At 44.9% G+C, this 25945-nt stretch carries 21 protein-coding genes and 1 pseudogene; 8 read left to right on the forward strand and 14 right to left on the reverse strand.

Going from position 1 to position 25945, the window contains the following annotated elements; all coding sequences use genetic code 11:
- Nucleotides 1-168 precede the first annotated feature (168 nt).
- Nucleotides 169-864: an IS6 family transposase gene (locus tag G519_RS0115045; protein ID WP_127527872.1), complete on the reverse strand. Its 696-nt coding sequence runs from the start codon at nt 862-864 to the stop codon at nt 169-171.
- A gap of 316 nt (nt 865-1180) precedes the next feature.
- Between G519_RS0115045 and G519_RS0115050 the strand changes: the two genes are divergently transcribed.
- Complete coding sequence (locus tag G519_RS0115050) at nt 1181-1378, forward strand: hypothetical protein (protein ID WP_029195413.1); 198 nt, start codon at nt 1181-1183, stop codon at nt 1376-1378.
- Between the two features lie 170 nt (nt 1379-1548).
- Here G519_RS0115050 and G519_RS0115055 read toward each other — a convergent pair whose 3' ends face one another.
- The 3 genes from G519_RS0115055 to G519_RS43105 all read right to left on the reverse strand — a co-directional run bounded on the left by G519_RS0115055 (nt 1549) and on the right by G519_RS43105 (nt 3636).
- Nucleotides 1549-1731 carry a hypothetical protein gene (locus tag G519_RS0115055; protein ID WP_029195414.1) on the reverse strand — a complete coding sequence of 61 codons (183 nt, stop codon included), beginning with the start codon at nt 1729-1731 and terminating at the stop codon, nt 1549-1551.
- A 196-nt stretch (nt 1732-1927) separates the two neighbouring features.
- Entirely contained in the window at nt 1928-2383 is a 456-nt protein-coding gene (locus G519_RS0115060; RefSeq protein ID WP_029195415.1) for a GNAT family N-acetyltransferase, read from the reverse strand.
- Between the two features lie 341 nt (nt 2384-2724).
- Nucleotides 2725-3636 (reverse strand): DUF4822 domain-containing protein, encoded by a 912-nt coding sequence (locus tag G519_RS43105; RefSeq protein WP_064743463.1) that lies wholly within the window; start codon nt 3634-3636, stop codon nt 2725-2727.
- Nucleotides 3637-3976: 340 nt separating this feature from the next.
- On the opposite strand from G519_RS43105, the gene G519_RS0115070 reads away from it, so the two are divergent.
- Nucleotides 3977-4693 carry a VIT1/CCC1 transporter family protein gene (locus G519_RS0115070; RefSeq protein ID WP_244280118.1) on the forward strand — a complete coding sequence of 239 codons (717 nt, stop codon included), beginning with the start codon at nt 3977-3979 and terminating at the stop codon, nt 4691-4693.
- A 342-nt stretch (nt 4694-5035) separates the two neighbouring features.
- On the opposite strand, the gene bshB2 is transcribed toward G519_RS0115070, so the two are convergent.
- From bshB2 to G519_RS0115085, 3 genes are all read right to left on the reverse strand, one after another.
- On the reverse strand, nt 5036-5692 hold the full coding sequence (gene bshB2, locus G519_RS0115075; RefSeq protein ID WP_029195417.1) for a bacillithiol biosynthesis deacetylase BshB2: 657 nt from the start codon (nt 5690-5692) through the stop codon (nt 5036-5038).
- A gap of 23 nt (nt 5693-5715) precedes the next feature.
- Nucleotides 5716-6060, reverse strand: a complete 345-nt coding sequence (locus G519_RS0115080; RefSeq protein ID WP_029195418.1) for a YojF family protein — start codon at nt 6058-6060, stop codon at nt 5716-5718.
- Between the two features lie 485 nt (nt 6061-6545).
- Nucleotides 6546-7940 (reverse strand): PASTA domain-containing protein, encoded by a 1395-nt coding sequence (locus G519_RS0115085; RefSeq protein ID WP_029195419.1) that lies wholly within the window; start codon nt 7938-7940, stop codon nt 6546-6548.
- A gap of 215 nt (nt 7941-8155) precedes the next feature.
- Here G519_RS0115085 and G519_RS50200 point away from each other — a divergent pair.
- The 5 genes and pseudogenes from G519_RS50200 to G519_RS43115 all read left to right on the forward strand — a co-directional run.
- Nucleotides 8156-8431: pseudogene (locus G519_RS50200) on the forward strand (DDE-type integrase/transposase/recombinase); the annotation flags it as partial.
- Nucleotides 8432-8693: 262 nt separating this feature from the next.
- Nucleotides 8694-9371, forward strand: a complete 678-nt coding sequence (locus G519_RS0115095; protein WP_029195420.1) for a GntR family transcriptional regulator — start codon at nt 8694-8696, stop codon at nt 9369-9371.
- A gap of 18 nt (nt 9372-9389) precedes the next feature.
- Nucleotides 9390-10478, forward strand: a complete 1089-nt coding sequence (gene uxuA / locus G519_RS0115100) for a mannonate dehydratase (RefSeq protein WP_029195421.1) — start codon at nt 9390-9392, stop codon at nt 10476-10478.
- Nucleotides 10475-11329, forward strand: a complete 855-nt coding sequence (locus tag G519_RS0115105) for an SDR family oxidoreductase (protein ID WP_029195422.1) — start codon at nt 10475-10477, stop codon at nt 11327-11329. The genes uxuA and G519_RS0115105 overlap by 4 nt, the downstream gene beginning before the upstream one ends.
- 90 nt (nt 11330-11419) lie before the next feature.
- On the forward strand, nt 11420-12250 hold the full coding sequence (locus tag G519_RS43115; protein ID WP_051253413.1) for an AraC family transcriptional regulator: 831 nt from the start codon (nt 11420-11422) through the stop codon (nt 12248-12250).
- Between the two features lie 183 nt (nt 12251-12433).
- Here the strand turns inward: G519_RS43115 and G519_RS0115115 are convergent, their stop codons facing one another.
- The 7 genes from G519_RS0115115 to G519_RS0115145 form a co-directional block, all read right to left on the reverse strand.
- A complete protein-coding gene (locus G519_RS0115115) occupies nt 12434-13585 on the reverse strand; it encodes a Gfo/Idh/MocA family protein (protein WP_029195423.1) in 1152 nt (383 codons plus the stop codon).
- A gap of 203 nt (nt 13586-13788) precedes the next feature.
- Entirely contained in the window at nt 13789-14583 is a 795-nt protein-coding gene (locus G519_RS0115120; RefSeq protein WP_029195424.1) for a Nif3-like dinuclear metal center hexameric protein, read from the reverse strand.
- 98 nt (nt 14584-14681) lie between these two features.
- Nucleotides 14682-16742: an alpha-glucuronidase family glycosyl hydrolase gene (locus G519_RS0115125; RefSeq protein WP_029195425.1), complete on the reverse strand. Its 2061-nt coding sequence runs from the start codon at nt 16740-16742 to the stop codon at nt 14682-14684.
- 28 nt (nt 16743-16770) lie between these two features.
- A complete protein-coding gene (locus G519_RS0115130) occupies nt 16771-20211 on the reverse strand; it encodes a glycoside hydrolase family 2 TIM barrel-domain containing protein (protein WP_029195426.1) in 3441 nt (1146 codons plus the stop codon).
- A 195-nt stretch (nt 20212-20406) separates the two neighbouring features.
- Nucleotides 20407-22065 carry an ABC transporter substrate-binding protein gene (locus tag G519_RS0115135; RefSeq protein ID WP_029195427.1) on the reverse strand — a complete coding sequence of 553 codons (1659 nt, stop codon included), beginning with the start codon at nt 22063-22065 and terminating at the stop codon, nt 20407-20409.
- Between the two features lie 107 nt (nt 22066-22172).
- Nucleotides 22173-23045 (reverse strand): carbohydrate ABC transporter permease, encoded by an 873-nt coding sequence (locus G519_RS0115140; RefSeq protein ID WP_029195428.1) that lies wholly within the window; start codon nt 23043-23045, stop codon nt 22173-22175.
- A 15-nt stretch (nt 23046-23060) separates the two neighbouring features.
- A complete protein-coding gene (locus tag G519_RS0115145; RefSeq protein ID WP_029195429.1) occupies nt 23061-23990 on the reverse strand; it encodes an ABC transporter permease in 930 nt (309 codons plus the stop codon).
- Between the two features lie 432 nt (nt 23991-24422).
- Here G519_RS0115145 and G519_RS0115150 point away from each other — a divergent pair, with 432 nt between their 5' ends.
- On the forward strand, nt 24423-25223 hold the full coding sequence (locus G519_RS0115150) for a helix-turn-helix domain-containing protein (protein ID WP_029195430.1): 801 nt from the start codon (nt 24423-24425) through the stop codon (nt 25221-25223).
- Nucleotides 25224-25945 lie beyond the last annotated feature (722 nt).

Consider the following 25945-nt stretch of genomic DNA (forward strand, 5'->3'; position numbering starts at 1 on the left):
TACCCGTTGTAAACAGCGTGGTAGCCGTTTTTTTTCGTAAAGGTTGCAACTGTTATGCGCGAAGCGATATCAGTTGTCAACAGTATGCATTTTTTGAAGATATACAATTTTTGGTTCTGGTGCAAGGATTTAAAAAAGTTCGCAGTTACCCGACAAACTATACTTTGACTATGCCACTAAATCAAATATCTTATTTAGCCATTCAACCGCAGTGAGGACAGTCGAATTATCATCGGCCTGCCCTTTCCTTATCATATGTAAAGCCTCAATTCCCTTTAACGTCTGATCCGCTGTAAGAAACGATTTGAAACCAAGCATTGGTTTTGTGATTTTCTTAATGAATCGGTGATCTTGCTCCACAATGTTGTTTAGATATTTTGTCTGTCTAATCAAGATTTCTTTTGGTAGGGATTTCCCCATTATTAATTCTTGAATGGCTGGTGGATATGCTGGATTTTTATCCAAGGTGATTACACGTGGGGTTTGATTATGTGGAGAGGACAAAGCCTTTGTAAAGAAACGCTTAGCTGCCTGCATATCCCGATTTTCAGATAACATGAAATCTATGGTTTTCCCCATAGAATCTACTGCCCGATATAGATACTTCCACTGACCTTTGACTTTGACGTAGGTTTCGTCGGTCCGCCAAGAATCGTTTGTAGGTTTCAAAAAGGGACGGATTCGTTTGTCGATTTCGGGTCCAAATTCATGGACCCATCTCATGATCGTCGTATGGGAAATCTTTAATCCTCGCTCGCTCATCATTTCGACTATATCTCGATAGCTTAAACTATATTTCAAATACCATCTCACCGTTAGTAAAATGATCGCCGATTCATATTGCTTCCATTTAAATAAATCCATTTTCGTTTCCAAAAAAAGTTGCTCCATCCCATGATATTTTCAATTACGTTATCATAAATTAGAACTTTGCACCACAACCTCATAAATGACCCCGTCCTTAATGCGGGATATTGGTTACGAATACTGATTAATTGCTGTGTCAAAGAAACGGCGCTGTTAGAAGTCGTAATGTCATGATTGCCCAAATGGTTGCTCATCACCTGCTGAACGTTCGTCGGATAATTCGCTCGAGTTCCTAGCAGCCAACTGTCAAATTAAATAATTTCATATTTATGAAATTATTTAATAGATAATTATTTCATAAAGGGACATAACAATGCCAAAACAACGTCAACTAAAAGAACCTTCAGACTTTGAACGAATGCGTGTATTTCAGCAGCCAATCTCGATCTTTTTACAAGGTGAACTTATAGGTGAGAATGTAATAATTGAATCTCATGATGAAGAAATTGTATTAAGCACCATTGGAGAAAGGTTCGTTAAGGCAAATTGTCAATTTCTTAGTAAAAGATAATTCCAATACCATACTCATAGTCATAGAATATAGTTATCATTAAGAAGAATAAACGTAATAATAAAAGGTCAGTCTGCTGAAGCAAACTGACCTTTTATTATTCAATTATAGTTATCCGTTAGCACAATAACTGCTATGATTTCTTTTTTCTTACTAATTTGAAAATCGCTTTATGCTTCCGATGGCTCATCGGGAGTTTTTGTTTGTTTCGGTTTATCCTCTGGATGCGAGCGAACTAGTTCAATGATTCCCTTTAATGCTTCTGGACTTGATAATTCTGCATCGTACATATATCGCTCAATGTATTTTTGTAGTTTCTTTTGAAGAAAATTCACCTCTTGAACTTGTTCCAACCTATTTCATCTCCTTCTTATAGTGATTAAAAGCTGACTCTCATGATCAAATCCTTTATGTCTTAAACATATGAGAAAGTAGAAATGGTTTCTGTTTGTTCAGTTAAACTCTCGTTACTTTAATAAATAAAAGAGGAGCTGCTGAAAAGCAAGCCCCTCGACTATCGTTTTTCGTTAGTTGAACAAGACATAGAGTTTATAATTCTTTTGCCATTACGATGCTCGTTTCTTTATAGCCTAACTTTTCATATAAACCACGAGCAATTTGGTTATGAACAAAGACATGAAGTCCTATATTCTTGATGCCAAATTCTCTTCCCACCTTTTCTATATCTTCCATCGCTTGCTTACCAAATCCTTGCCCTCGGTAATCTTCACTAATTTTTATATCGTATATAAACCCTTTGTTGTTTGGTTTCACTGCAAGCCAAATCGTTCCAACCTTTTGTCCATCAGAACGAATTGTAAATAGTTTGTTATCAGTGGTATTCTCGCCATCAGGCAAAAGGTGTGCATATTGTTCTGTTGCCTTACTAATAGATTCCTGTTCGTTCCAATTACCAGATTGGACGATGCTTTTTGCATAGCTATTAATTGCAGACTTCAGGTACTCCTGGAATTCTGTCGAATTCATTAAATCTAATGTAATCATTTTTATCCCTCTCTAAAAATATTATGAAATAAGACATTCCACATTCGCAAGACTGCCCATTAGCACAATAGGCTGCACGCGGTATCCTTTTTACGTTTTTTCAACTATCGTTCTCCGTTAGCGGAATATTTAATCTACCTCTACTCAGTTCTAGGGTTTGTGATAAACCGATAATTTCTATAAACTCGGCTTCAGCAACACGTCTTTGCCCTTCCAATTTGACGTGAAAGTTTAGTTTCCCGTTAGGACTACGAAAAAATATTGTTATAAGAATAAAAAAGGCGCATCAAACTGTTTGTCAGTTTGTACGCCAATTCCACTGTCAGTTCCATAATATTAATTTAGTGACTGAATTTTAGCTTGAAAGGACCTTTATAAGGTACATGCTCAACGGTGATGAAAATTTCATTTCCATCCTTATCTTTACCTTTTCTTTTATAAGTGAATTTATTATTATTCAACTCTGTAAGCTCAAGAACTGCACCGTACTTCATTCCTTCCGATATATGAGCTCTTAGCTTATTTCCATGAACTACATTGTAATATCCATAGTCTCCACGGCTTTGTCCTGTTTTCGCATCGAAAAATTCATACTTATTTGTTTTAAAGTCATATTTAGCTAGTCCTAAGAAATTCCCATTATAGCTCGAGACATTATTTCCTTTTTCATCTAATGCTACTGTACCTTGCCATAAGGTATTAGATAAAATTTGATCCCCATCAACGTCTGTCACTACTTTACCTGTGTAGGTTTGCAATGTCTTATCCGGAGTAGTAAAGGCAAGTTCGGTTATAGTATATGGTATGTGATCCACGAACACTTCGATGTCATTGCCATTAGCATCCTTACCCATTCTTTTATAGGTGAACATATCTTTTGTCAGTTTGGTTATTTCAACAATAACCCGGGACCCCTTCGATTCGGAGATTAATCCTCTTAGCTTCCCATCATTTGTGATGAAAAAAGTTCCATAGTCTCCACGGCTTAGTTTTGTTTCTTTATCGAAGAATTCGTATCTGGCTGTTTTATTATCATATTTCGCAAGACCGATAAAATTTGCATTTTCCTTTGTTAAGTCATTTTTATTCTTATCATAAACTTTAGTACCTTGCCAATTGGTGCTGCCAAGAATCTTTGTCATTTCCTGCCCTACGGTTAATTTTAACTCTGGTTCAATAGCATTTGATATTAATGGGAAAGCGAAAGTTAGAGCCACACTTGCAATACATAATAATAACATTAGTTTCCTCATGCTTACTCCTCCATATATTTTACTTTTTGGAAAAACCAAGAATATCTTTCTCCAATTCCTTCCGAATATACATTAATTATTTTTACGCTATGTTTTTTTTGGTTGGTTAAACTATTCTGTCAGTTAGCACAACGCTGATACCGATCCACGCCGGAAGCCCTTTTTAATTTAATTATTGAGCTATCGTTCTTCGTTAGCACAACAAAATCTGTCCAATGAAAACCTCCTCATCCACCTTTCGAACGACAGTAATCAGCTTTAAAAATAAAATTATCCCTTTATTTACATAATAACAAAGCGAGCTTGCAAATGCCTCGAACTAAACGAAGGGAGAAACTTCATGCAACAAAAAGAAAATGTTATGCAAAAAGAGAGGCATGAAGAAAAACACTTTTTGGCTTCAGACCTTATTCGGGATATTGTGATCGGAATGGCGGATGGATTGACCGTCCCATTTGCCCTTGCTGCCGGATTATCCGGAACCATTTCTAACACAAGTCTAGTTGTCATTGCGGGAGTGGCAGAAATTTCGGCAGGATCTATTGCTATGGGACTAGGTGGGTATCTTGCTGCGCGTACGGATCGGGAACATTATTTATCCGAATTGGAACGTGAACGAAGAGAAATTGTTGAATTACCCGAACGGGAACGGGAAGAGGTAGCAGACATCTTGCGCGAATGGAACCTTCCTGAGCCAACAGTTACCGCTGTAGTAAAAGCGATTAGCGAAGATTCGGAAGTATGGGTTAATTTCATGATGAAACACGAACTGGGACTGGAGGAACCCGAACCTAAAAGAGCTCGAAATAGTTCATTAACGATCGGATTGTCTTACATTGTAGGCGGCATCATTCCTTTATCCCCTTATATATTCATTCAAAAGCCGCAATCTGCGCTGATCGTTTCAGTTTTTGTCACATTAATTGCTCTTTTTATATTTGGCTTTATTAAGGGAAAATTCACCGGATCTAAACCAATCAAAAGTGCCTGGCAAACAACATTCGTAGGGGGGGTAGCGGCAGGCTTTGCTTTTCTAATAGCTAAACTAATTTCTTAGTTTTAATAAAGGAGCAATCACGGAAGTATCTGAGGGATGCTTTGAACCATTTCTAGACCTGTCGGTGCATAATCCTGTGACTCGAATCTTGTGCTCTTAATGTAAAATTTTACGCACGCTTCTTATATTATGAATGACATTCCCCACTTTTATTTCCATAAAGAATCCATCCAACCCTCTCCTTTGCTCCAGCTCGTCTTTTAATAATGACCTAAGTATACAAGGAGATGTATCAGATTGAGCATTAGATGTTTCGTTCGTTTTTCATGCATGTAAATAATCTGAATGCTAAAAAAAGCCATCCCGCATTGAGGATGGCCTTTCATGAATTATGATAATGTTTTATGCGAATCGATACGTCCAAAATCGTTCCGTTCCGAAGCGCGCCTGGATTTCCGGATCCGATAATTTCTTGTTGCCTAACAATTCGGCGGCTTGGAACTGGGACTTATGGGCTTGAATAGACGCCATCTTCTGTTTCAGGAAACCCTTAACGTCATTAATGATATCGGGCTTGCCGATCTCTTGTTCGTGATTGTTAGCGAATGCCATGCAATGCACGGTCGGCCTTCGGTCGGCAGGCATTCTGCCCATCGTTCGGATTACCGCCGCCCCGCATGCGTTGTGATCGGGATGAACGCTTAGCGTCGGGTGGAAAGTGATGACCAACGAAGGATTCAGCTCTTTCATGAGCGCTTCGATGCTTCCGTCCAACTGCGCTTTATCCTCGAATTCGATCATTTTATCGTGAAATCCGAGCATTCTGATATCCTGGATGCCGATGGCACGGCAAGAAGCTTCCAGTTCCTGCTTGCGTATGGCGGGTAAAGTGACCCGGTTGGCGAAAGGCGGTATGCCCATGTTGCGGCCCATTTCTCCTAAAGTCAAACAAGCGTAAGTAACTTCCGATCCTTGGCCGAGATGCATGGCAAGCGTCCCTGACGCGCTGAACGCTTCGTCGTCCGGATGCGGTAGCACAACTAAGATGTGTCGTTCCATATTTGTTCGAATCCCCCTTTACCTTAGAATGGTTCCCGGCTCAATTGCAACGCCACGACGAGTTTTCCCGCCGTATCGTGACCCGCAAGGATGAGCCTTTCGGAATCCGTCTCTTCATAGTGGGTAAGTCCCTCGGAATAAACCCAGCCTTTCTCCGTTTTCAAGCCTACGCGATAAGGCCCGTCCCCTGAAATCGCGCCGTGGGAATAACGAATAACGGCGTTCGAAATAAAGGTCGCGGCCGGATGTTTCGTACGATCCAGATGCGCGGCGTAAGCTCCTGTCGTCATCTCGAGATGGATATATAAATCCCGATCGATAAGGATATCGATAGATTGCTGGACTTTTGTTTTGTCGATGAGCTGCATTTTCTTTCCTCCAATCGCGTTAATTCTATCGGTCTTCAGATAGGCTTGTCCGATATGACATCATTTTAGCATACCTGGACATCGAATCCACGTTCTTACGTGCTGCAGCCACCAAATATAAACGTTACGTGGCTGCTGAGAGGGAGTCCGGCTGACTTTGCCTATGCCTCTGCCGGACCAAGGGCCATATGGCCCGAAGCGTGAATATGGTAGTCGAAGCTTTATCTTCATTTGAATTACAACCGGTCAAGATGTACTTTGTGTTTAGGTATAACTACTGTGACCCTTATCACAAAGGGAGCGATGAAGAATAGTCGTTCCACCACGCTCTACTGCCCTTCCCTCGCAATCACTTCTCAGAGGAAAGAGGCATGCTGAGTTGCCAGCATGCCTTTCTTTAGTATTGTTCTAGCAAAAGAACTATCCCACCAATTCTACTGATAAGATATCATCAAATGGTACCCGATCAGTTTCTTGTCGCCGATTTACTTCCCTTTGCTCACCCAGAACGTGATGCGGTCGCCATTTTTGGCGGCAGTTCCGGGAGTGAGGTCTTGCTTGAATACGACCCCTTTATCGGCGACATTCGATTCCAGTAAAAACTGGTATCGAAGCCCGGAGGCAATTGCCATCTTCTCGGCATCCTCCCTTGTATGAGCGACCAAATCCGGGACAACGCCCGCCTTGGCTTGTACCGCGCCATCGTCTGCCGGCTGAACTTCGGCGTCTAGAGGTTTAGCCGTCGGTGCTTCCGTTCGAGCTGGCATCGCGGATGCCGACGCGGAAGGCGGTTCGGTACGATACACCGATACCGCTGTGGATTCGGGCGTCGGAATTATCTGCGGTTTAGAACCATTCACATGGTCCGAGTGCGGACGAAGTGATAGCCAGAGCAGCAGAACGAGCACACAGAAGCCGACGGAAGCAAACAGATGCCATTTGCGCAGCTGGAACGATTTGCGGAACAGCTCGCTTAGTTCAGCCATTTTGCGGTCAGAAGCCGCACTGATGCGCGCCTGAGGCTTCCCGGGCTTACGCCCATCTGCCGTTCGGTCCTCGGCCTTTCTCTCCCCGGTTTTAGGTTCTACAAACGCATGAGACTCACGTATGACGGCTTTCCGCTCCCGTCCTCTGGACGCCATTATATCGTAGACTTCTGGTAAAGCCGATGTAAGAAGTGGCTCCTTCCTATCGCCGCCGAAATCGAGCAGTACTTCCAGCTCCTGCTGAAAATCGGCAAGCGTGCATATCCCTTCATACGCCTTGCAGGCCAAAGCTATGGCACGTTCCCGAGTAACATCCGACAAATCCGCAAACAACCGGTTCAGCTCGAATGAGTAGGCACTAATAGAGGATGTGGGAATATCCGTTTTGGCACCCAACTGGTACAGAAGCAGAGCCAGCCCTGGTACACCGCGTCGTCCGTTCTTCCCTTCCGACCAAAAGTTCATGATCCGCAACCGGCCGTTATCTTCAATCCACAGATTTTCCGCGTCAACGGAACATTCCAACAGCCGTTTGCGGCGAGTTTCTCGAATGCCCTTGGCCAGTTCGTGCACATACGTGAGTGCCTTGTGCCCCGTTATTTCCAAATCTCTCAGCCGATCGGACATAGGACTTCCAGTTACCGCCTGAAGAACGGCGAACAATGTTCCGTCTTCCGAACCGGCGTCCAGAATGTGCATGAAATGCTCGTCGGACATCTGGGACGCTTTTCTCAGCCAACGCAAAGCTTCCTGATGCGCTGATTCGTCGGTCTCTTGAAATGTATATAGAAGAACATCACGTTTGCAGGTCAGATCCATCCCTCTTAACAACAGCCCGTTCGTCATCCGCTTAAGCGGTTGATCGAGCATATAGCGGTTTCCGATGTTATCCATGGACGTTCCCCCAACGTTTCTCCGCCATCTGTTGTTTTAAATTCCACTGTCTTTTTATCTGTATCGCTCAAACCGCTATCGTATCCGTTAGTTGAGTAACCTTTGAGATAACACAGAACCACATATAGGAATTTCCTATAATCATAATATGTTTTATATATTGGAACTATAACGCCTTGTATTTTAGAATAAATTTAACGATAGACATTCGTTGGGCTTTGTCCTCTCCACATACTCAAATCCCACGTGTAATCACCTTGGATAAAAATCCAGCATATCCACCAGCAATACAAGAATTAATAAATGAGAAATCCCTACCAAAAGAAACCTTGATTAGACAGACAAAGTATCTAAACAACATTGTGGAGCAAGATCATCGGTTCATAAAGAAAATCACAAAACCAATGCTTGGTTTCAAATCGTTTCTTACAGCGGATCAGACGTTAAAGGGAATTGAGGCTTTACATATGATAAGGAAAGGACAGGCCGATGATAATTCGACTGTCCTCACTGCTGTTGAATGGCTAAATAAGATATTTGGTTTAGTGGCATAGACAAAGTAAAGTTTGTAGGGTAACTGCGAACTTTTTAAATCCTTGCGCCAGAACCGTCATCGGAAGAAGAGATAGCTTATCTACTAGAACCTTTGAACGACTCAGTTGCTTTTGACAGACTGAATACCAATTAGATTTCACTACCATACTACCATACAAGTGTGGTAGTATGGTAGTAATGATACTAAGGAGTTGCTCAATGAACTATACAACCACACCACCGATTCATTCCGCACGTGAAGCTGTTTACCACACACTTAAGGGGCAAATTTTAAGTAACGAGCTACTTCCTGGTACAAGTATTTCAGAAAAAGAAATGTCGATTCAGTTTGGTGTTAGCCGAACGCCAGTAAGAGAAAGTTTTGTTCGACTATCTCAGGAAGGATTGTTGGATATCTACCCGCAACGCGGAACGGTTGTCTCTCTCATCGACTTAGAGCTTGTGGAAGAAGCACGATTCATGCGCGAACAGCTAGAATGCGCTGTCATTCGATTGGCTTGCCTCAGCTTTCCTTCTGAAGAATTAGATGCTCTTCAAACCAACCTTATTTTGCAGAGAAAATGTGTCGCCGATCAGGATTATAAAAAAATGTTTGAATATGATGAAGCCTTCCATAGAACTCTCTTTAAAGGCTGTAGAAAACTCAATACATGGGCGGTTATTCAACAAATCAATGTACACCTAAACAGGACCCGAATGCTAAGGCTTGCGGCTGACCATCATTGGGATGATCTTTTTACTCAGCATCAACAAATGGTGGAAGCCATTCAAGAAAGCAACGAAGTTAAGGCAGAAAAAATAATGAGTGAGCATATGCATTTGACCATTTTAGATCAAGCGTTGCTCAAGCAAAAATTCCCTACATACTTCAAATAACGGGAGGAGACAACGGGTATGAAAATGGTATTCCGATGGTTTGGCGAAGGCAATGACACGGTCAGTCTTGACCAAATTAAGCAAATTCCCGGCGTAGAGGGCATCGTCTGGGCACTGCATGACATCCCGGTGGGCGAAGAATGGCCGATGGATAAAATCATGGTGTTAAAAGAAAAAGCCGATCATGTAGGTCTCCATTTGAGAGTCGTGGAAAGTATAAACATTCATGAGGATATTAAACTAGGACTTCCTACTCGAGATACATATATCGAAAATTATAAGAAAACAATCGTTAAACTTGCAGCTGTTGGCGTCAAAGTGATTTGCTATAACTTCATGCCTATATTTGATTGGGTACGAACAGATTTACATAAAGTCCTTGAAGACGGGTCTACAGCCTTATTTTATGAACAAAGTAAAATAGCCAATCTAAATTTAGACGAGCAAGTTCAACGAATAAATGCAAACCCGAATTTTACAATGCCTGGTTGGGAGCCAGAACGCCTGGGTCGCTTAACCGAGTTGTTTGATGCCTATCGCGATGTGACCGAAGAAGATTTGTTCAATAACGCCAAATATTTTTTGGACGCTATTATTCCAGTTGCTGCCGAACACGATATTCAAATGGCCATTCATCCGGATGACCCGCCATGGCCGATATTCGGACTCCCGCGAATAATGACGAACCAGACAAACATTCGACGTTTCTTAAACCTACACGCTAGTCCGTATAACGGACTCACACTTTGCAGCGGATCTCTTGGAGCTAACCTTTCCAATAATATAGTTGCGATGGTGCATGAATTTGCTGATCGCATTCCATTTGCACATTTGCGTAATGTCCGTGTTTACGATAATGGGGATTTCATCGAAACCTCACACCGCACGCAAGACGGAACTGTTGATATGTCTGGAATCGTTCAAGCACTGCATCAAAATAATTTTGATGGTTTTTGCAGACCAGATCACGGCAGACATATATGGAATGAACAATGTCGTCCAGGCTATGGCCTATACGATCGCGCTCTTGGCATTATGTATCTCTGGGGACTTTGGGATGCGTATTCCAAAAATTCACTAACCCAAAAGGCGGTAGAAAACGAATGAGTACATTAACTAATCATCCATCACTGAAAGATAAAGTAATCGTCATTACTGGCGGGGCAGGTGTGTTATGTCGTTCCATGGCATTAGAACTTGCTCGTCAAGGCTCTCGAGTAGCCATTTTGAATCGTACACTTGAAAAGGGTCAAGAGGTTGTGGCTGAAATCCATTCAATTGGCGGTAATGCCATTACTATTGCTTGTGATGTCACAGACGTAGACAGCATGCAGCAGGCAGCCGGAGTCGTCCTTCAGCAACTCGGATCCTGCGATATCTTAATCAACGGAGCCGGCGGTAACCATCCAAGTGCAAATACAACAAATGAGATTTTTAATGCGGAAGATCTAAGCAATCCGAACTTAACAACATTTTTCGATTTAAGCGTTACTGGCTTTCGTAATGTGCTTGATCTGAACTTCGTTGGTAGCTTGATTCCAACTCAAATATTTGTAAAGCAGATGCTTGGCAAGCAAGGCACAAGCGTTATCAATATTTCATCTATGAGCGCACCTTCACCTATGACCAAGGTGCCTGCTTACAGTGCTGCCAAAGCAGCCATTAACAACTTCACTCAATGGCTGGCTGTACATTTAGCTGAGAGCGGAATACGTGTCAACGCAATTGCTCCAGGATTTTTCCTGACACAGCAAAATGAGAAGCTTTTACTTAAAGAAGATGGGTCTCTTACAGATCGATCGCTTAAAATTATTACTCACACGCCCATGCGGCGTTTCGGCAAACCGGAAGATCTCCTTGGTACTCTACTTTGGCTAACCGATGTAAATATGTCTGGCTTCGTAACAGGCACAACAATTCCCGTAGATGGCGGATTTATGGCATATTCAGGCGTTTAATGAAAAATGGACCTCCATCTCCTTATAGGAATTGGGGGTCCTCTCTTCTTACTTCCTGTAAACTAATATGATTTAAAGGATGTGAGCCTGATGTCTTATATTCAACCTATTGGTTTAAACGAAATAATGCTGTATTTTGCATATCAACGAAAAAGTACAGGAAAAGAACAATTTCAAGGAACTTTCCATGCCCATCAAGGCATTGAAATTCTGATCGTCCATGAAGGGAATGGAACCCTTATAGTTGATCAGAAAAGTTACGAAGTTAAGTCCGGTATGTTGTGTGTTTTCCAGCCTTACCAACTGCACCATATCCAGATGGAACTAAGTCCAGAAGTCCCCTTCGTTCGTTCTATCGTTCAGTTCGAGCCTTCTCTTTACGAAGCTTATTTCGAAAAATGGCCAAGTTTATTGGCTTTTTTTAGACATATTCATTCAAACAAGCTACCCTACCCTTGCTTATATAACCTTTGTGAGAAAGAACAATTTCACCTTATTTTCCAAATGTTGGATCATAAACAATCCACTTTAAGTAAGATAGATGCCTTCGAAGAGTACTCTTTGTTTTTAATTGCTTTTTTCCACGAATTTAAGAACATTTGGGAACTAAGTTCAGGCCAAATTAGTACAAGTACAGCAAGAAAGCCCCACCAAGCAGAGCGAATTCTCGCATGGCTGGAGGGGCATTACACCGAATCTTTACGTTTGGAGAAAATTGCGAATGAGCTTCACCTTTCTCCACACCATTTATCCCATTTATTTAAAGAGTGCACCGGCTCCAGCATTTCTGATTACGTGATTGCAAGACGCATGCAGGAGGGTGTTAAGTTATTAATCTCGACAGAGCAATCTGTAGCTCATATCGGTGAAACCATTGGTATACCCAATTGCTCACACTTTTGTAAGACTTTTAAAACATAAATTGGGGTCACGCCGCACCAATACCGCAAACAATGGCAGCGTCAGTTTGACATCACTTTTTCTCCGAAGCAGTGATCGTTATCGATTTATAAATTCTCCTGGCTGACATACTCTATTGAAATTTCATTTAGGTGTGTAATTCATACCATCACTCTTCTGCATCGTCAAACGGCTCCTTATCTACTATTTATAGTTGCTGCCAGTCGTAATCGTCTGTGAAACGAAATTTTCGATAGATGTCTTCTTTTCATAGAACTGGGTCGCATTCGCTTGCACGCCTTCTCTTGTATAAAATGCATCTTCATTCGTCAGTGGGAGTTTCACGAGTTCCCCAGTACTTGCTGATTTATATATAGCAGTAATAAGCTCTAGTGTTTGACGTCCGCTGATGCCGTCAATAAGTACAGGAACTCCTGTTTCAATAGCGGTTAATACATCATCGATTTGCCCAGTATGTCCTTCATGCACAACTTCCTGAAGTTCATCATAGAAAGCTTGCAATTGAGCCTCTAGCTCATGATTCGGCTCAGGGAAGCCATTGGCTGTTGAATTTGATGCCGTCACCTTCCATGGAGTGGAAACTCGCGCTCTCGCTCCCTGAAATATCAGTTGCTGCTCCTCTCCATGATGAACTACTGAACTAGTTACTTGCCCCAAAGAACCGTTCGCAAAGCGCAACATGCCGATGGACAGATCTTCGACCTCCGCATTATCATGGGAAACGTTGCTCATGAAAGCTTGGACTTCCGTTGGACTACCCATCATCCAAAGCAGCGCATCGATATGATGAACAGCGTGATTCAGTGTTGGACCGCCGCCTTCTTTCTCCCATGTACCGCGCCACCAGAGATCATAATAGCAATGCCCACGCCACCAGAAGGAGTCAACTTGTACGTGACCAATTTTCCCCATTAGTCCGCTTTCCAGAACGGATTTCATTTTCATCATCGGCGTTTTGAAACGATTCTGCGCCACTACCGATAAAATCTTGCCTGTCCGCTTGGCAACGTCGTTCATCAGGTCGCACTCTTCGAGTGAAGAGGCCATCGGTTTCTCAACCATAACATGAGAGCCCGCCTCAAGAAACTCAGTTGCAAGGGTTGAATGCGTATATGGGGGTGTGCAGATGGAAACGAGATCTATATCCTCCTGTAGCAGTTCTTTATAATCCTTAACCGCCCTGGCAGCTAACTGAAATTGGTCAATGCGCTCCTTCGCTTTCTCCACATAAATATCACTAATCGCAACAATCTGGCATCGTTCCGGAAATTGTAAGTACCCTTCAATGTGCGCTCTTGAAATCGCGCCTGCTCCAATAATCGCTACCTTCAACATTCTCTTCACTCTCCAACTCTTAGTTGATTTAAGTATATCAAGAACACGCTTTCATATGTGCCGTTACTTTGTTCAAAAATACCACTACTTTGTGGGTGTGTAAAAACGACATCACTATTCTAGGAGAATCCATCTATAGCTCAATGTCAAACGACTTCTCCACTATAATAAGTGGAGAAGTCGCTTCATTCTTCCTAATTGAACTACAAAATAAGAAATAAAGGTTTTTCCCTTATAAAATGAACGGGAAGGCCGGGGAACTGTTCCCGCAATCGTCCCGCCAATTCCTTCATGCCGGGCTCTTCGCTTTCCGCATGACCCAATGCGATGAATGCCTTGTTCTTGCCTTGATGAACAGCGTCGCGAATATATTCCGGCGTTTCCCATTCCGGCCCTTCTCCGGCGATAACTAGGTCGAGATTATAATCTTTCAGCAATGGGAGTACCAAGGCTGCTCCCCCTCTGTAGCCTGCCAATAGTCCAATGCGCGTGCAAGGCATCTCTATTTCCCCCACAACGCGCACGAATGGTATTTGAAGCTTTTCTTTCAAGTATTGCACCGTTCGTTCAAGGGTCATACAAGGAATTTGCACAACCGTTGCGGCGGGCAAATGCTCTTCAACGTAGGGCGCCCAGCCCAGTGCGTTTATTAACCCCATCATAATTCCGTCCGTTTTGTAACGGTGAATATGATCGTGATAACGATAAATGGCAATTCCGGTACGCTCAAGCAATTCGCGCTTTTCGTTGATAACCGAATCATCCTGCTCCCCCTTCATATCCTCCTGGTGGCGGTAAAACGTCCCTTCATGTGAAATGATCAAGTTGGCTCCTAAAGCCGCAGCCTGCTCGATTACAGCCTGCGTGGCCAAAAAAACAACGACAATTCCCGTTACTTCCGTTTGCACCGATCCGACTCTCAATGAATCCACAGTGGGCTCGTTTACTGGAGCCTGCTCTAACAATCGATCAATAACCTGTCCAATTGTAATCGCCATCCAAACCATCCCTTATATGAATTGATCAACAAAATAAAGACGGAACTGTAGACAGACTCCGGTGACCAAGTCATCTCGTTTGTCCCGTCTTCCATTTTTTAATTTATGATGCGGCCGTACTCGTCAGGAATGCCCGATTTGCGGAAGAAGTAGGAATTGATCTGGTCGCGCCACTCCTTCGAATGTGCCGCTTGCTCTCGCAGTCGGCTCCTCACATCTTCGAAGCGCTCTGCATCTATTTTCCCCTCTATTAAACTCCAGATCTGGGCCAATTCCTCCGCCTGAAGAACGCCGTCGAAGTGAGTATCGTAGATGTGCTGAATGACCGTCTTACCCGTCTTCAGTTTGTGCGTATATGGCACATGATGGAAAAAGAGAAGCAGTTCATCTGGACATAACTCCCTCGACTCGTACCATTCCGAACGCGGTGCAAAGTATTGGGATGTGTACCCTGTTCCCGATTTGATGGTTCGATCTACGCCAATGCCGTGGCGGTCGGCAAAATGGTACGTCCCCCATCTCGAATATTCGTAACCGTCTACGTTCGGACCATAATGGTGACCCGGATTGACCATCCATCCTACGCCAAGAGGAGCTGTGTAATTTTCATAGATTCTCCACGAATCGAGAAGCATCTTCGACACACTGCGTACTACATCGGGGTCAGAACCGAATGTCATGTTGATCCATTCTAGCGTGATTTGCTCAGCTGATAGCTGCGGATTCCAAGCAAGCCTTCCAAACCCATATAAATTGGCTTGTGCAAGCGTGTGTCCGGTCCAATTCGGGTTGTCTCCGATATTCGATACCGCCGCAATGCCCCCAAGCCGTCTCCCGAATAACTGGCCGCTTGCTACTTTCGCAACCGTACTTCCGCTCCCATGGGCAAACGTATCGAAATCGAGAACCTCTTTCCACTGGGGGATCAGGTAGCACAGATGTCTCTGCTGGCCCGTGTACTCTTGCGTAATCTGCAGCTCCAGCAACTGATTCGTAGCGGACATCGCTCCGAGAAGCGGAGAAAACGGCTCGCGAACCTGGAAATCCATGGGTCCGTTCTTAATCTGCAGAATGACGTTATCGCGAAATTTTCCATCAAGTGGTGTAAAATGATCGAATGCCGCTCTCGCCCGGTCGGTCTTGCTATCGCGCCAATCCTGTTGACAATTGTATACGAAGCAGCGCCAAATGACGATCCCACCGAAGGGCTGAAGCACTTCCGCCAGCATATTCGAACCATCTGCATGGTCACGCCCATAAGTGAACGGCCCAGGTCGCCCTTCGGAATCTGCCTTTACCAGGAAGCCGCCAAAGTCCGGGATATCTCGGTAAATCTCCTCAGCTTTCTCCTTCCACCACTGCCTGACGCTTTCGTCAAGTGGGTCAGCGCTGGTCAGGCATCCAAGCTGCATCGGACTGGCGTAGTTGACGCTTAGGAATGTTGAGATTCCATAGCGCCGGAATACGCCGGCGACCCGGGCGACATCCGGCAGCAGCTTATCCGTAATCAGCAAGGATTCTACGGAGTGTACGTTCACGTTATTGATCGAAACGGCATTGATCCCCACCGATGCCAGCAAGCGGGCATAATCACGGATTCGGGACATGTCTCGAACAATCTCATTATTTTGGTAGAATATGGATTTTCCCGCATAGCCTCGTTCAATCGAACCGTCCATATTATCCCATTGGTTTAGCATCCTTAATCCGTTCGCAGGCGTTTCCGTTATCGCAAGATCTGCCAAACTCTCGCCGCATTTCATTAGCCGCAGAAGATGGAAAACCGCGTACAAGGCTCCTTTGGCCGATTGACCGGCAACCACAATCCTTGATTGTCCATCTTTCGATACGTTTCTGATCACGTAACTGTCCTCGGATCCATCCTGCCAACTTAACTTTGCATCAAGATCCTGTAACTGCCCGCGAACGCCGATCAGAATGCAGGCGCTCCCATTGGAAGCCGTTGAACGGAGAGGCCTCACTCCAAGCATGGCATCGAGACCATCCATCAACTCCGCGACCGCAGTCTGAAGCACCTCTGATACAGGACTGGGAACGGCGAGCTCCCGCGCCCACTCCCGATATTCCTCTACCCTCTTATCATCGTTTATCGGCGCATTGCTCAACCAGCAGGCATATGCGTTCGTGATGTGACTCATCGTGATACCTCCGCTAGTTTATGTTCATTCAGGTAAACGACCTCTCAAATCGAAACCAACCGAAATCGAAATGGCTTCCCGGCAAAAATAGAAAGATTACTTTTTGGAGGCCTGTTATTTTTTCCAATTCAAATACCCGCTCTTCGTAACCATCGGACTTTGTAAACTCGATGAGTTGATTTCCCTCACCTTCCGGATTAGCGAAACGAATATGAATGGTATTTTTATCAAGAAGTGATCGACCATAGACGACAAGCTGCGTTGCCCCTAGGCTTGTAAAATCCATTTGGTCGAATTCCAAAGAAACATTATTTCCTATCCCTTCAACGCTGGCTTCCGAAATCGTAAACGTATCGCCATAAATGCGGTCGCATTCCGTAGCGTAATTTTTCTCGAAGGTTCTGTTCTGCTTTTGGAACGAAAAACCCTTGATGTGCACCTTCTTCTGTAGGACGAAGCAAATGGAAGTGATCCCGCAAAGACGCTTGGATAACCGATAGGTTTCTTCTTGATACACATTCCACTTGGACGGTTTCTGATAAATGACATCCGCTAGGAGTACACTGCACTCTTCATCCGGCATGCCTTCCCAAATTTGCAGGGAATACTTTTCACTGGACAAGGCGAAAATCGGAATCGTAAGCAGATCGGACCCGTGCGTTCCGAAATCAATATCACGAAACCCAACTTCAGTTTCACCGTCCCGGCTTGTAGCTACGCCTCTCTCGTTCCCGTTTCCAACCTCCCCTTTACTGTAATCAAAAAGGCCGGCAGAGATAAATCCATAAGGATCCTTGTAAGCTGTGCCGAGTCCCGATGCTTTAAATTCCAGCTGGGAGATGAGCTTCGTCTTGTTCGTACCGTTCTTACTCATACAGCGAAGCCGGAAATCTCCATCGCCCCACGCCGTGATTCTCGCTTCATGACCGAATGCTTCCACCTTCGCAAGGTTGGAGGCAATTCCCGAATCATTCACTACACTCCACTCGACTTCTTGATAGGAAGTATCAGCGGGATACAGGTAGGCTTGCACCGTCATCTCTTTTCTCGATCCGTCGAACATTTGACCGGACGGGCTTACGATTTCAAGCTTGCGCAAAGGGATTTCGTCTACGGTTCCCATGACCAGCGGCAGCTCTTGATTCTTGGTGTGGGTGGAAACCCCAGCTAAGGATGTTTCACCCCTTACTGGAAGAGCATCAAATTCCACCGTTTGACTCTCCAAACCGATTGAAGAAACCTCAACCCGAATCTTGCCGGGCTCCAGGGTAGCCCCGATGATCGCCATAAGTTTGCCACTGAATAGTCTTCTGCTGACCCCTTTATACGGATCATAGTCCGTGCTGTCGCCATTATCCAAACCAAGCAAACGGCCTTCCCCAGTCACCTCGACACGAACCCGATTGCTTGCATTCTCCACCGGATTGCCATCTGAATCTTCCATGTAGATTTCCAGGAAGATCAAGTCCGTACCATCGGCCATCAGGCTATCTTTATCCGGCAGGAGACAAATCTTCTTCGTATCCCCAAAGGATCTTCTAATATCTGTCGCAATTACACGGCCCATTTCATCATAGGCTATTGCTTTCAATTCTCCTGCTTCATAAGGAAGCTTCCACCAGCCGACCAGCTGGGTTCCATGCTCATGATTGATATCAAAAGTTCCCACGATAGCACCACCCAATTGCAGTTCGATTTTCGGCGCATTCGAGCACACTCGAACATCGATCAATTGGCCCGGATTAAAGTCCCAATAGGGAAAAATATGGACCATCGGATTCGTCCTGTAATCAGTCCATGCCGATTGGTAGATGTAATACGAATCTTTCTTGAAAGTAGCTGTATCAATCTGTCCGAGATAAGAGTTCTTGGTATGATATGGCGTCGGTTCCCCAATATAGTCGAAGCCGGTCCATATGAATTGCCCTAGAGAGAAAGGCGCTTCTCTTTCGGCGATAATACAGGCCTCAACTGACTTGGCTCCCCAGCTCGTCGCACTATTTCCCAGAGCTGAGCACTGCTCGTCATCATCAGCAAGAATGGACTTCTCGAACGGGAAACGATAAATGCCTCTGCTTGAAACGAGAGAGGCCGTCTCGCTGCCGTAAATGATCCAATCGGGATGATCCTCACGGTGCTTATGGTAATACTTTTCCGCGTAGTTGTAGCCGGCAACCTTCACGATATCCGCACACTTTTGTGCATTCTCCCAAGGCATATAATTGGAACCGATAGTCACTCGGCCGTTCTGCTTCGGATCGTATTTCAGCACTTCATCCCTAAGCATTCGAGTGATTTCTTGCCCTCTTGCATCTGCATGAGTGTCGTAAATCTCATTTCCTATGCTCCACATCATCAGGCTCGGATGATTCCGATCCCGCTTGACCCAGCTTTTCACATCGGCCTTAGCCCAATCCTTAAAAAATCTCGCATAATCGTAAGGGGTTTTGGTTCTTTCCCACATATCGAACGCTTCCGAGACGACCAAGAGCCCCATCTCATCCGCTAGATCCAAAAGTTCTACTGCCGGCATATTGTGAGCGGTTCGAATGGCGTTAACGCCCATTTCTTTCAATATTCGAAGCCTTCTTCTCAGTGCTTCTTTATAGAAGGCAGCTCCAAGGGCTCCTAAGTCGTGGTGCTCGCAAACCCCGTTCAATTTCATTCTTGTGCCGTTCAAATAAAAGCCCCGCTGAGGGTCCAGCTTGATCTCACGAAGCCCGATATTTTGAGTGATGCTCTCTACAACTATGACTTCCTCGCCCTCTGCAGCACGCTGCAATTGGGTGACAAGCTGATACAGGTGCGGCTCTGCCGTGCTCCATAAATGCGGGCGATTTATCGATAGCGTCTGTCGATGAAGAAAACCGCCTGCAACAATCTTGTCTGTCGCAGTCGCAGCAAGTTCGCCCTTGTACAGGATCGTATGCGAGATTCGGACGTCCTCGTCCTCATGGAGGTTTAATTCCGTCTCGACTTCTACCTCCCAGCTATCGTTGACCCTTTTCGCAGCAGCATAAATTCCATCCGTTACAATGTGATTGAGAGTTCTCGTCTTTAGCCACACATTGCGGTAGATGCCGGCCCCCGAATACCACCGGCTATTCGGACTTTGGTGGACGACCTTCACCACGATTTCATTTTCCCCGTCCACAATTGCATCCGTGATCTCGTGTTCGAAGGAAGAATATCCGTACTTCCATTCTCCAATTAACCGCTGATTCACATATACGGATGAGTCCATATAAACCCCATCGAAGCATAATAAAATTTGCCGTTCCGCTTCTTGAGTCCATGTAAATCTTTTCCGGTACCAGCCGATACTATTTTCATAGAGATTTAATGTATTGATGATCAGCCAATCATGAGGGAGATCTACCGGCTCAAATGTCAAACCGGCGCCATCCGTCACATCCAGGCTGCTCTTGGCAAATTCCCATCCACTATTAAACAGTGTCTTTTTATTCATCGTTTACTCCCGCGCTCCAAGATATCCTGAAATATGTAAAAAATGACTTGCCATACATTAAGAGTGCTTTGATCCTTTCGCTGATTCATGTATAGATGACACGGGCTAACGCCACGAGTAATTGTCATATTTTAAAATTCAGGATCTGCGACAATGTCCACTGTCGCAGATCCTATAAGGGCACTATTGTTATGATTAGTATCCAAGTTTGCTCTTCGTCTTGTTAAAAATATCATTTGCCATTTTGATATAACGGGAAGCACCGAGTGCTTCGACCTGAGCCACATAGGCATTCCAATCGTTTGCAATGTTAGCTTGGCCGGTGACGAACTTCAGGGTCATCGTATCTACATAATCCATCAGAGGCTTCGAGATCAGGTTCATTTGTTCGCTTTCGTCCGGGGTACCCATGATTGGCGGAGCAATTGTTCTCGGTTTACGATGAGTCTGAATGCGGCTGAGGTAGTCTTTCTCGCCTTCGGTCATTTTGGACATCCGCAGTTTAGTGGAACCGCCATACGCGAAGTTGCCGCCGCCGAAGCCGAAGTCGACGTTTAATTTCTTCGTCGCTGTCGGGTTCATGCCGTTAAAGGAGATATCCGGTTTGAGCGTGATGTTGCCGCTCGTATCCTTCGTATAGGTCTCGCCTTCGACGCCCCACAAACTGAGCGTTTGGCCTTCGTCCGAATACCAAAGCCAGTCAACAAAGCGAAGCATTTTGATAAAATTGTCCTTGCCGAGCTTCTTGAGCGCATTCTGGCTGATCATAACTCCGTTCTCGAGACGAGACGTTTCGATTTGAAGCATCCCTTTCGGACCGCCCGGTTGAACGATCATATACAGATCGGAGTTCGGCACCTGCATCTTGGTCTTGGAATCGGCCAGTATCTGGTAGTTGGCGTTCATGACATAAGTATCGCCTTTATAGAACTTGGCTTGCGCGGTTTTATCGTCTTGAGTGAAGGACTCCGGATCGAGCAGCCCCTCTTTGACTAGCTTATTTAAGAACGTCACATAATCCTTGAACTCATTGGTCGAATTGGCGAATTCGAACTGTTTCGTCTGTTCGTTAAAACGCGTGCCGTTGGCAACTCCCCAACCGGCGGTTACGCCGTATTGAGCTGCCGTAATATTCAGTGTCGATTTTCCGGTGAATTCATCGGACATTACATATTTCCCGCCGGTAAACTCTTTCACTTTCTTGAGGGCTTGGTAGAAGTCTTCATAAGTCCATTTGCCTTCCTGACCTTTTACGTCGACTCCCGCTTTTTCGAAAATGTCTTTCCGAATCATGTAGGAGTATCCTGCACCCGGCGATTCCCACAGCCCTGGCAGCACGTAATATTTCCCGTCCGATTTCAGCTTCTGCTGCAGGTCTCTTTCCATTCCCCAAGCTTTTACAGCCTTCTGATAGTTCGGCATGTACTGCACCCAATCGCTGATAGGTACGATTTGGCCTCCGGCTACGTAAGCGGATTCGTCATAAGTTTTGGGAATAATGAAGGGAGCGTCGCCGCTGTTGACTAAGAGCGACTTCTTGTTCTCGTATTCGGTAGCCGCTACTACGTTTACGTCAAACGATACGTTCGTTTTCTCTTTGATCGCGCTCCAGAGCCGCCATTCCTTCTTATACGGATAGGTCGGTTGATCGCTGAACATGATCGAGTAGTTTACAGGCTCATTCGAACGGAATGTTTGGCCTTCGCCAAAGGTGTAATTCTGTGGTGCTGCGGAGCTCGTGCCTGGGGAAGCGCTGCTGGACGATTCTTTCGTGTCGCTATTCGTACATGCTGTCATGCCGACGGCCATCATGACCGCCAATGCGACCCCTACTACTTTTGCAGATCTTTTCATTCAGTGCCACCCTTTCAAATGTGTTTATTTTATATAACAGAAACGCTGCCATGTAGAAGCCTATTAATAACAGCCCGCGATTGCAGCCTTTCCAAAACATAACGCGATTACCCTTTTACGGAACCAATCATCATGCCTTGCACAAAATACTTTTGAACGAAAGGATAGAGACAAATAATCGGCAAAGAGGTCAACACCATCGCAGTGGATTTAATGGTTGCCGCGATCTGAGCGGTCGCATCGCTGCTGAGTCCCGCTTCGGTCGGATTAATCGCGCTGTCGATGATCTGCCTCAAATAGAGGGCGATCGGCCATTTATCCTTCGACTCCAGATAGAGAGACGGGCCGAACCAGTTGTTCCAGATGGAGACCATGCTGAACAACACCATCGTGGCCAGGATCGGTTTGGAGAGCGGAAGCGTAATCCTTAGGAAGATGCGGTAGACGCCTAGGCCGTCGACCTTAGCCGATTCTTCCAATTCGTTCGGCAAGCTTGCAAAGAAGGTCTTCACTAGGATGACATTGAAAGCGCTGATGGCACCGGGTATGATAATGGCCCAGATGGTATCCCTCATGTGCAGCGTTTTGGCGACCAAGATATAGTTCGGGATCAGCCCGCCGCCAAAATACATCGTGAACAAGACGAAAGGGATAAAAAATTTGTTAAGGCGCAACTTATCCTTCGACAACGGGTAAGACATAACGGCCGTCGCCGCTACCGATATCACCGTTCCTACAATGGCATACAGGATCGTATTGCCGTAATATTGGAAGAATTCCGGCCTGCTTAGCACGGCTCGGTACGTTTGGTCCGTAAAGTCAACGGGGAATATGGTGACCTTCCCTGCATATACGGCAGCCTCCGAGCTGAACGACTGGGCGACTAGATATAGGAACGGATACAAAGTCATGACGACGACAAGGGCCATGATGAATCCGTTAAAAACCTGAAACACACGGTAGGATGCTGACTCCTTCACCTGAACTACTCCTTTCTACCATAAGCCCGAATTCGTTGTTTTCTTGGAAATGTAGTTCGCCGACGTGACCAGAATAAGACCGATGATGCCTTCGAACAGACCAACTGCAGTGGCATAACTGAAGTTCCCGCCGGTGATCCCCATCCGGTAGACGTAAGTGGAGATAACATCTGCCGATTCATAGGTTAATGGATTGTACAAGAGCAGGATTTTCTCGAAATTCGCTCCCAATATGCTGCCAATATCGAGAATGAGCAACGTCATGATCGTCGGCAAAATACCTGGAATCGTAATGTGCCATGCTAGCCGTAACCGATTAGCCCCATCCACTTTGGCCGCTTCGTACAAATCGGTATTGATACCGGTCATCGCCGCCAAGTAGAGAATGGTGCCCCAACCGAGCCCTTGCCAAATGCCGGACGTCACATAAATCGTCGGGAACCATTGCGGTAAGGAAATGAATGCAATTTTCTCGAACCCCAGATTGACGAGCAGTGTGTTAATCGGCCCGGACATGGATAGCAATTCCTTGGTCATGCCCGCGACGATGACCATGGAGATAAAGTGAGGCAGATACGATACGGTCTGGACGAATTTCTTGACGCGAATCCGCAGCAGTTCATTCAGCAACAGCGCAAAAATCAAAGTGAGCGGGAAACGAATGACTAAATACAAGACACTTAAATACAAATCGTTGCGGAAGGCTCTCCAAAAGGAGGGATCCTTCATGAACATGGTAAAGTAAGATAATCCTACCCATTCCGTCCCGAACAAGTTGGTTCCGCCTCTATACTTTCGGAAAGCGATTACATTACCAAGCATAGGAACGTACTTGAAAATGATAAAGTAAATAACGGGAATAATTAGAAAGGAATATAACTTCCACTCCTTCCTGACGTGTCTCAGAAGAGGGGTCTGTAAAACCGCCTTATTCGCAACTGACATACAATCACCCACCACTTTCTATCGGAAAATTGTCCCCTAATCACACACCAATAAATCTTCGAAATCGTGCGTCATCACTATCCCCCTTGATTCGTATGCGTTTTCAGAAACCGCATACAAAACGCTTTAAAAAAATGGTTACGTTGCCTAAAGTTGTCCTCAATTGCCGTTCCCCGCGTTATTCGAATCATAAAAACCTGTAATTATTAAATAATCTCATCGCAAACTGGCGCGGCTTCAATTGTAGCATAAGCACCATTTATTTAATATTATTTTACAAAATGGGCCTTTTTTTTACCATAGAAGAATACAAGAATACTTGTAATTATTAAAGATCTTTTAAGAGCCATATGGGCATGTTATGATGGACATAGTGCCTCCTTTTCCCGAGAAAGGAAGCGATCCTGAATAATCCTGGAGCTGATCTTTGCCATGGACTTCGAGCAGTTCGAATCATTTGTCCCCGAGGTTTTCTTATTCGTCGACCGCCGTTGTTTCCCCGATTGGGAAATCATCCGACAGGAAATCGATTTTCACGACCTGACGTTCATCATCGGAGGAAAATCGAATTATTTTGTTAACGGTGAGAAAATCACGGTGGAAGCGGGGGATATGCTTTACATTCCCCATGGAAGCATCCGCGAGGCGCATACCTTCAAAGATGATCCCATGCATTCCTATGCCTTCAACTTTACTCTGTTGCAGCCCTCTGGTAAAATCCGATTTCCGTTCGAAACCGTAACCAAAAATCGAATCTCAAGCGAAATCTTAAACTACATCCTTGAATTTAATCGCGTTTGGAGTGGCATGCAGCCCGGATATCGGATGTTTGCGAGGGGCATCTTTCATTTGATTCTCCACCGGTTGCTGGCGATTTCCTTTCACCATTCCCCGACATCCCATTCCGATATCCGGATCGACAAGGTCAAGGAGTTCATCATCGACCACTACTCGAATGAGCTGGATTTGGCGACCGTCGCCAAGGTGGTCAATCTGCACCCTGTGTATCTCGGCAAGCTCTTCAAAACAAACACGAGCTTCAGCGTCAAGCATTTCACCAACATCATTCGGGTCAACAACGCGGAAATGATGCTGTCCGGCGGCGGGTTTTCCGTCTCAGAAGTGGCGGAACGCTGCGGGTACAAAGACATCAGCTATTTCAGCAATGTATTCAGATCCATTAAAGGCTATCCTCCGTCAAAGGCAAGCATGCAAAAAAGAATCTCAGAATGAACCGGAGTTGTGGAAAAGTATAATAAACAGAAGCAGTCGCTTTATGGCACATTGTGTACTGAGCGAGCTTCCAAGGCTGAAACATAGCTCTCACTAAGGCATCTCTTTTTGCCAATTCTGCCATTTGAACGGCGGAAGAACAGCCCGAAACCATGCCAACGACATAAAGAAAACAGATCAACCTGGATGGTGTACCGCTGCGTTTCATCACACCTGACTGGTCCATAAATAAAGAGAAGTCAAAACGATCCAATAGTGTACGTAAGAAAAACCTAGCGGAAGTTCGCCGCTAGGTCCTTTTCTGTGCTGAGTGATTCGTTTGAGCGTGGGGGAGGAAATTGGGTATGGGGTTCCGACCGCTGTTGAATTTCGTGTTATTTGAATTGTATTTATGTTTATGATCAAATGAAAAGGGATGGTTTTATCATTAGAAAATCCCTGGTGTGATCATCAGGAATTCCCTGGTATGATCATCGAAAAATCCCTGGTCTGAGCTGGAAATTCTTCTGTGGTATTTGAGATATTTCAGCCCCTTTCGGTCATCCAATTGACGTACAATTCTTCTTGCAGAGATGCAAGGAGGAGAAAGGATGATGAAGAGCATGGAGCAGATCCACCGAGTCAAAGTGTTACAAATGCAGCAACAGGGGCCCTATCAGATCGCCAAGGAATTAAAGATGGATGTGAAAACCGTCCGCAAGTATATGGCCAAAGAAGACTTT

The sequence above is a fragment of the Paenibacillus alginolyticus DSM 5050 = NBRC 15375 genome (assembly GCF_000422905.1).
Lineage (GTDB): Bacteria > Bacillota > Bacilli > Paenibacillales > NBRC-103111 > Paenibacillus_E > Paenibacillus_E alginolyticus.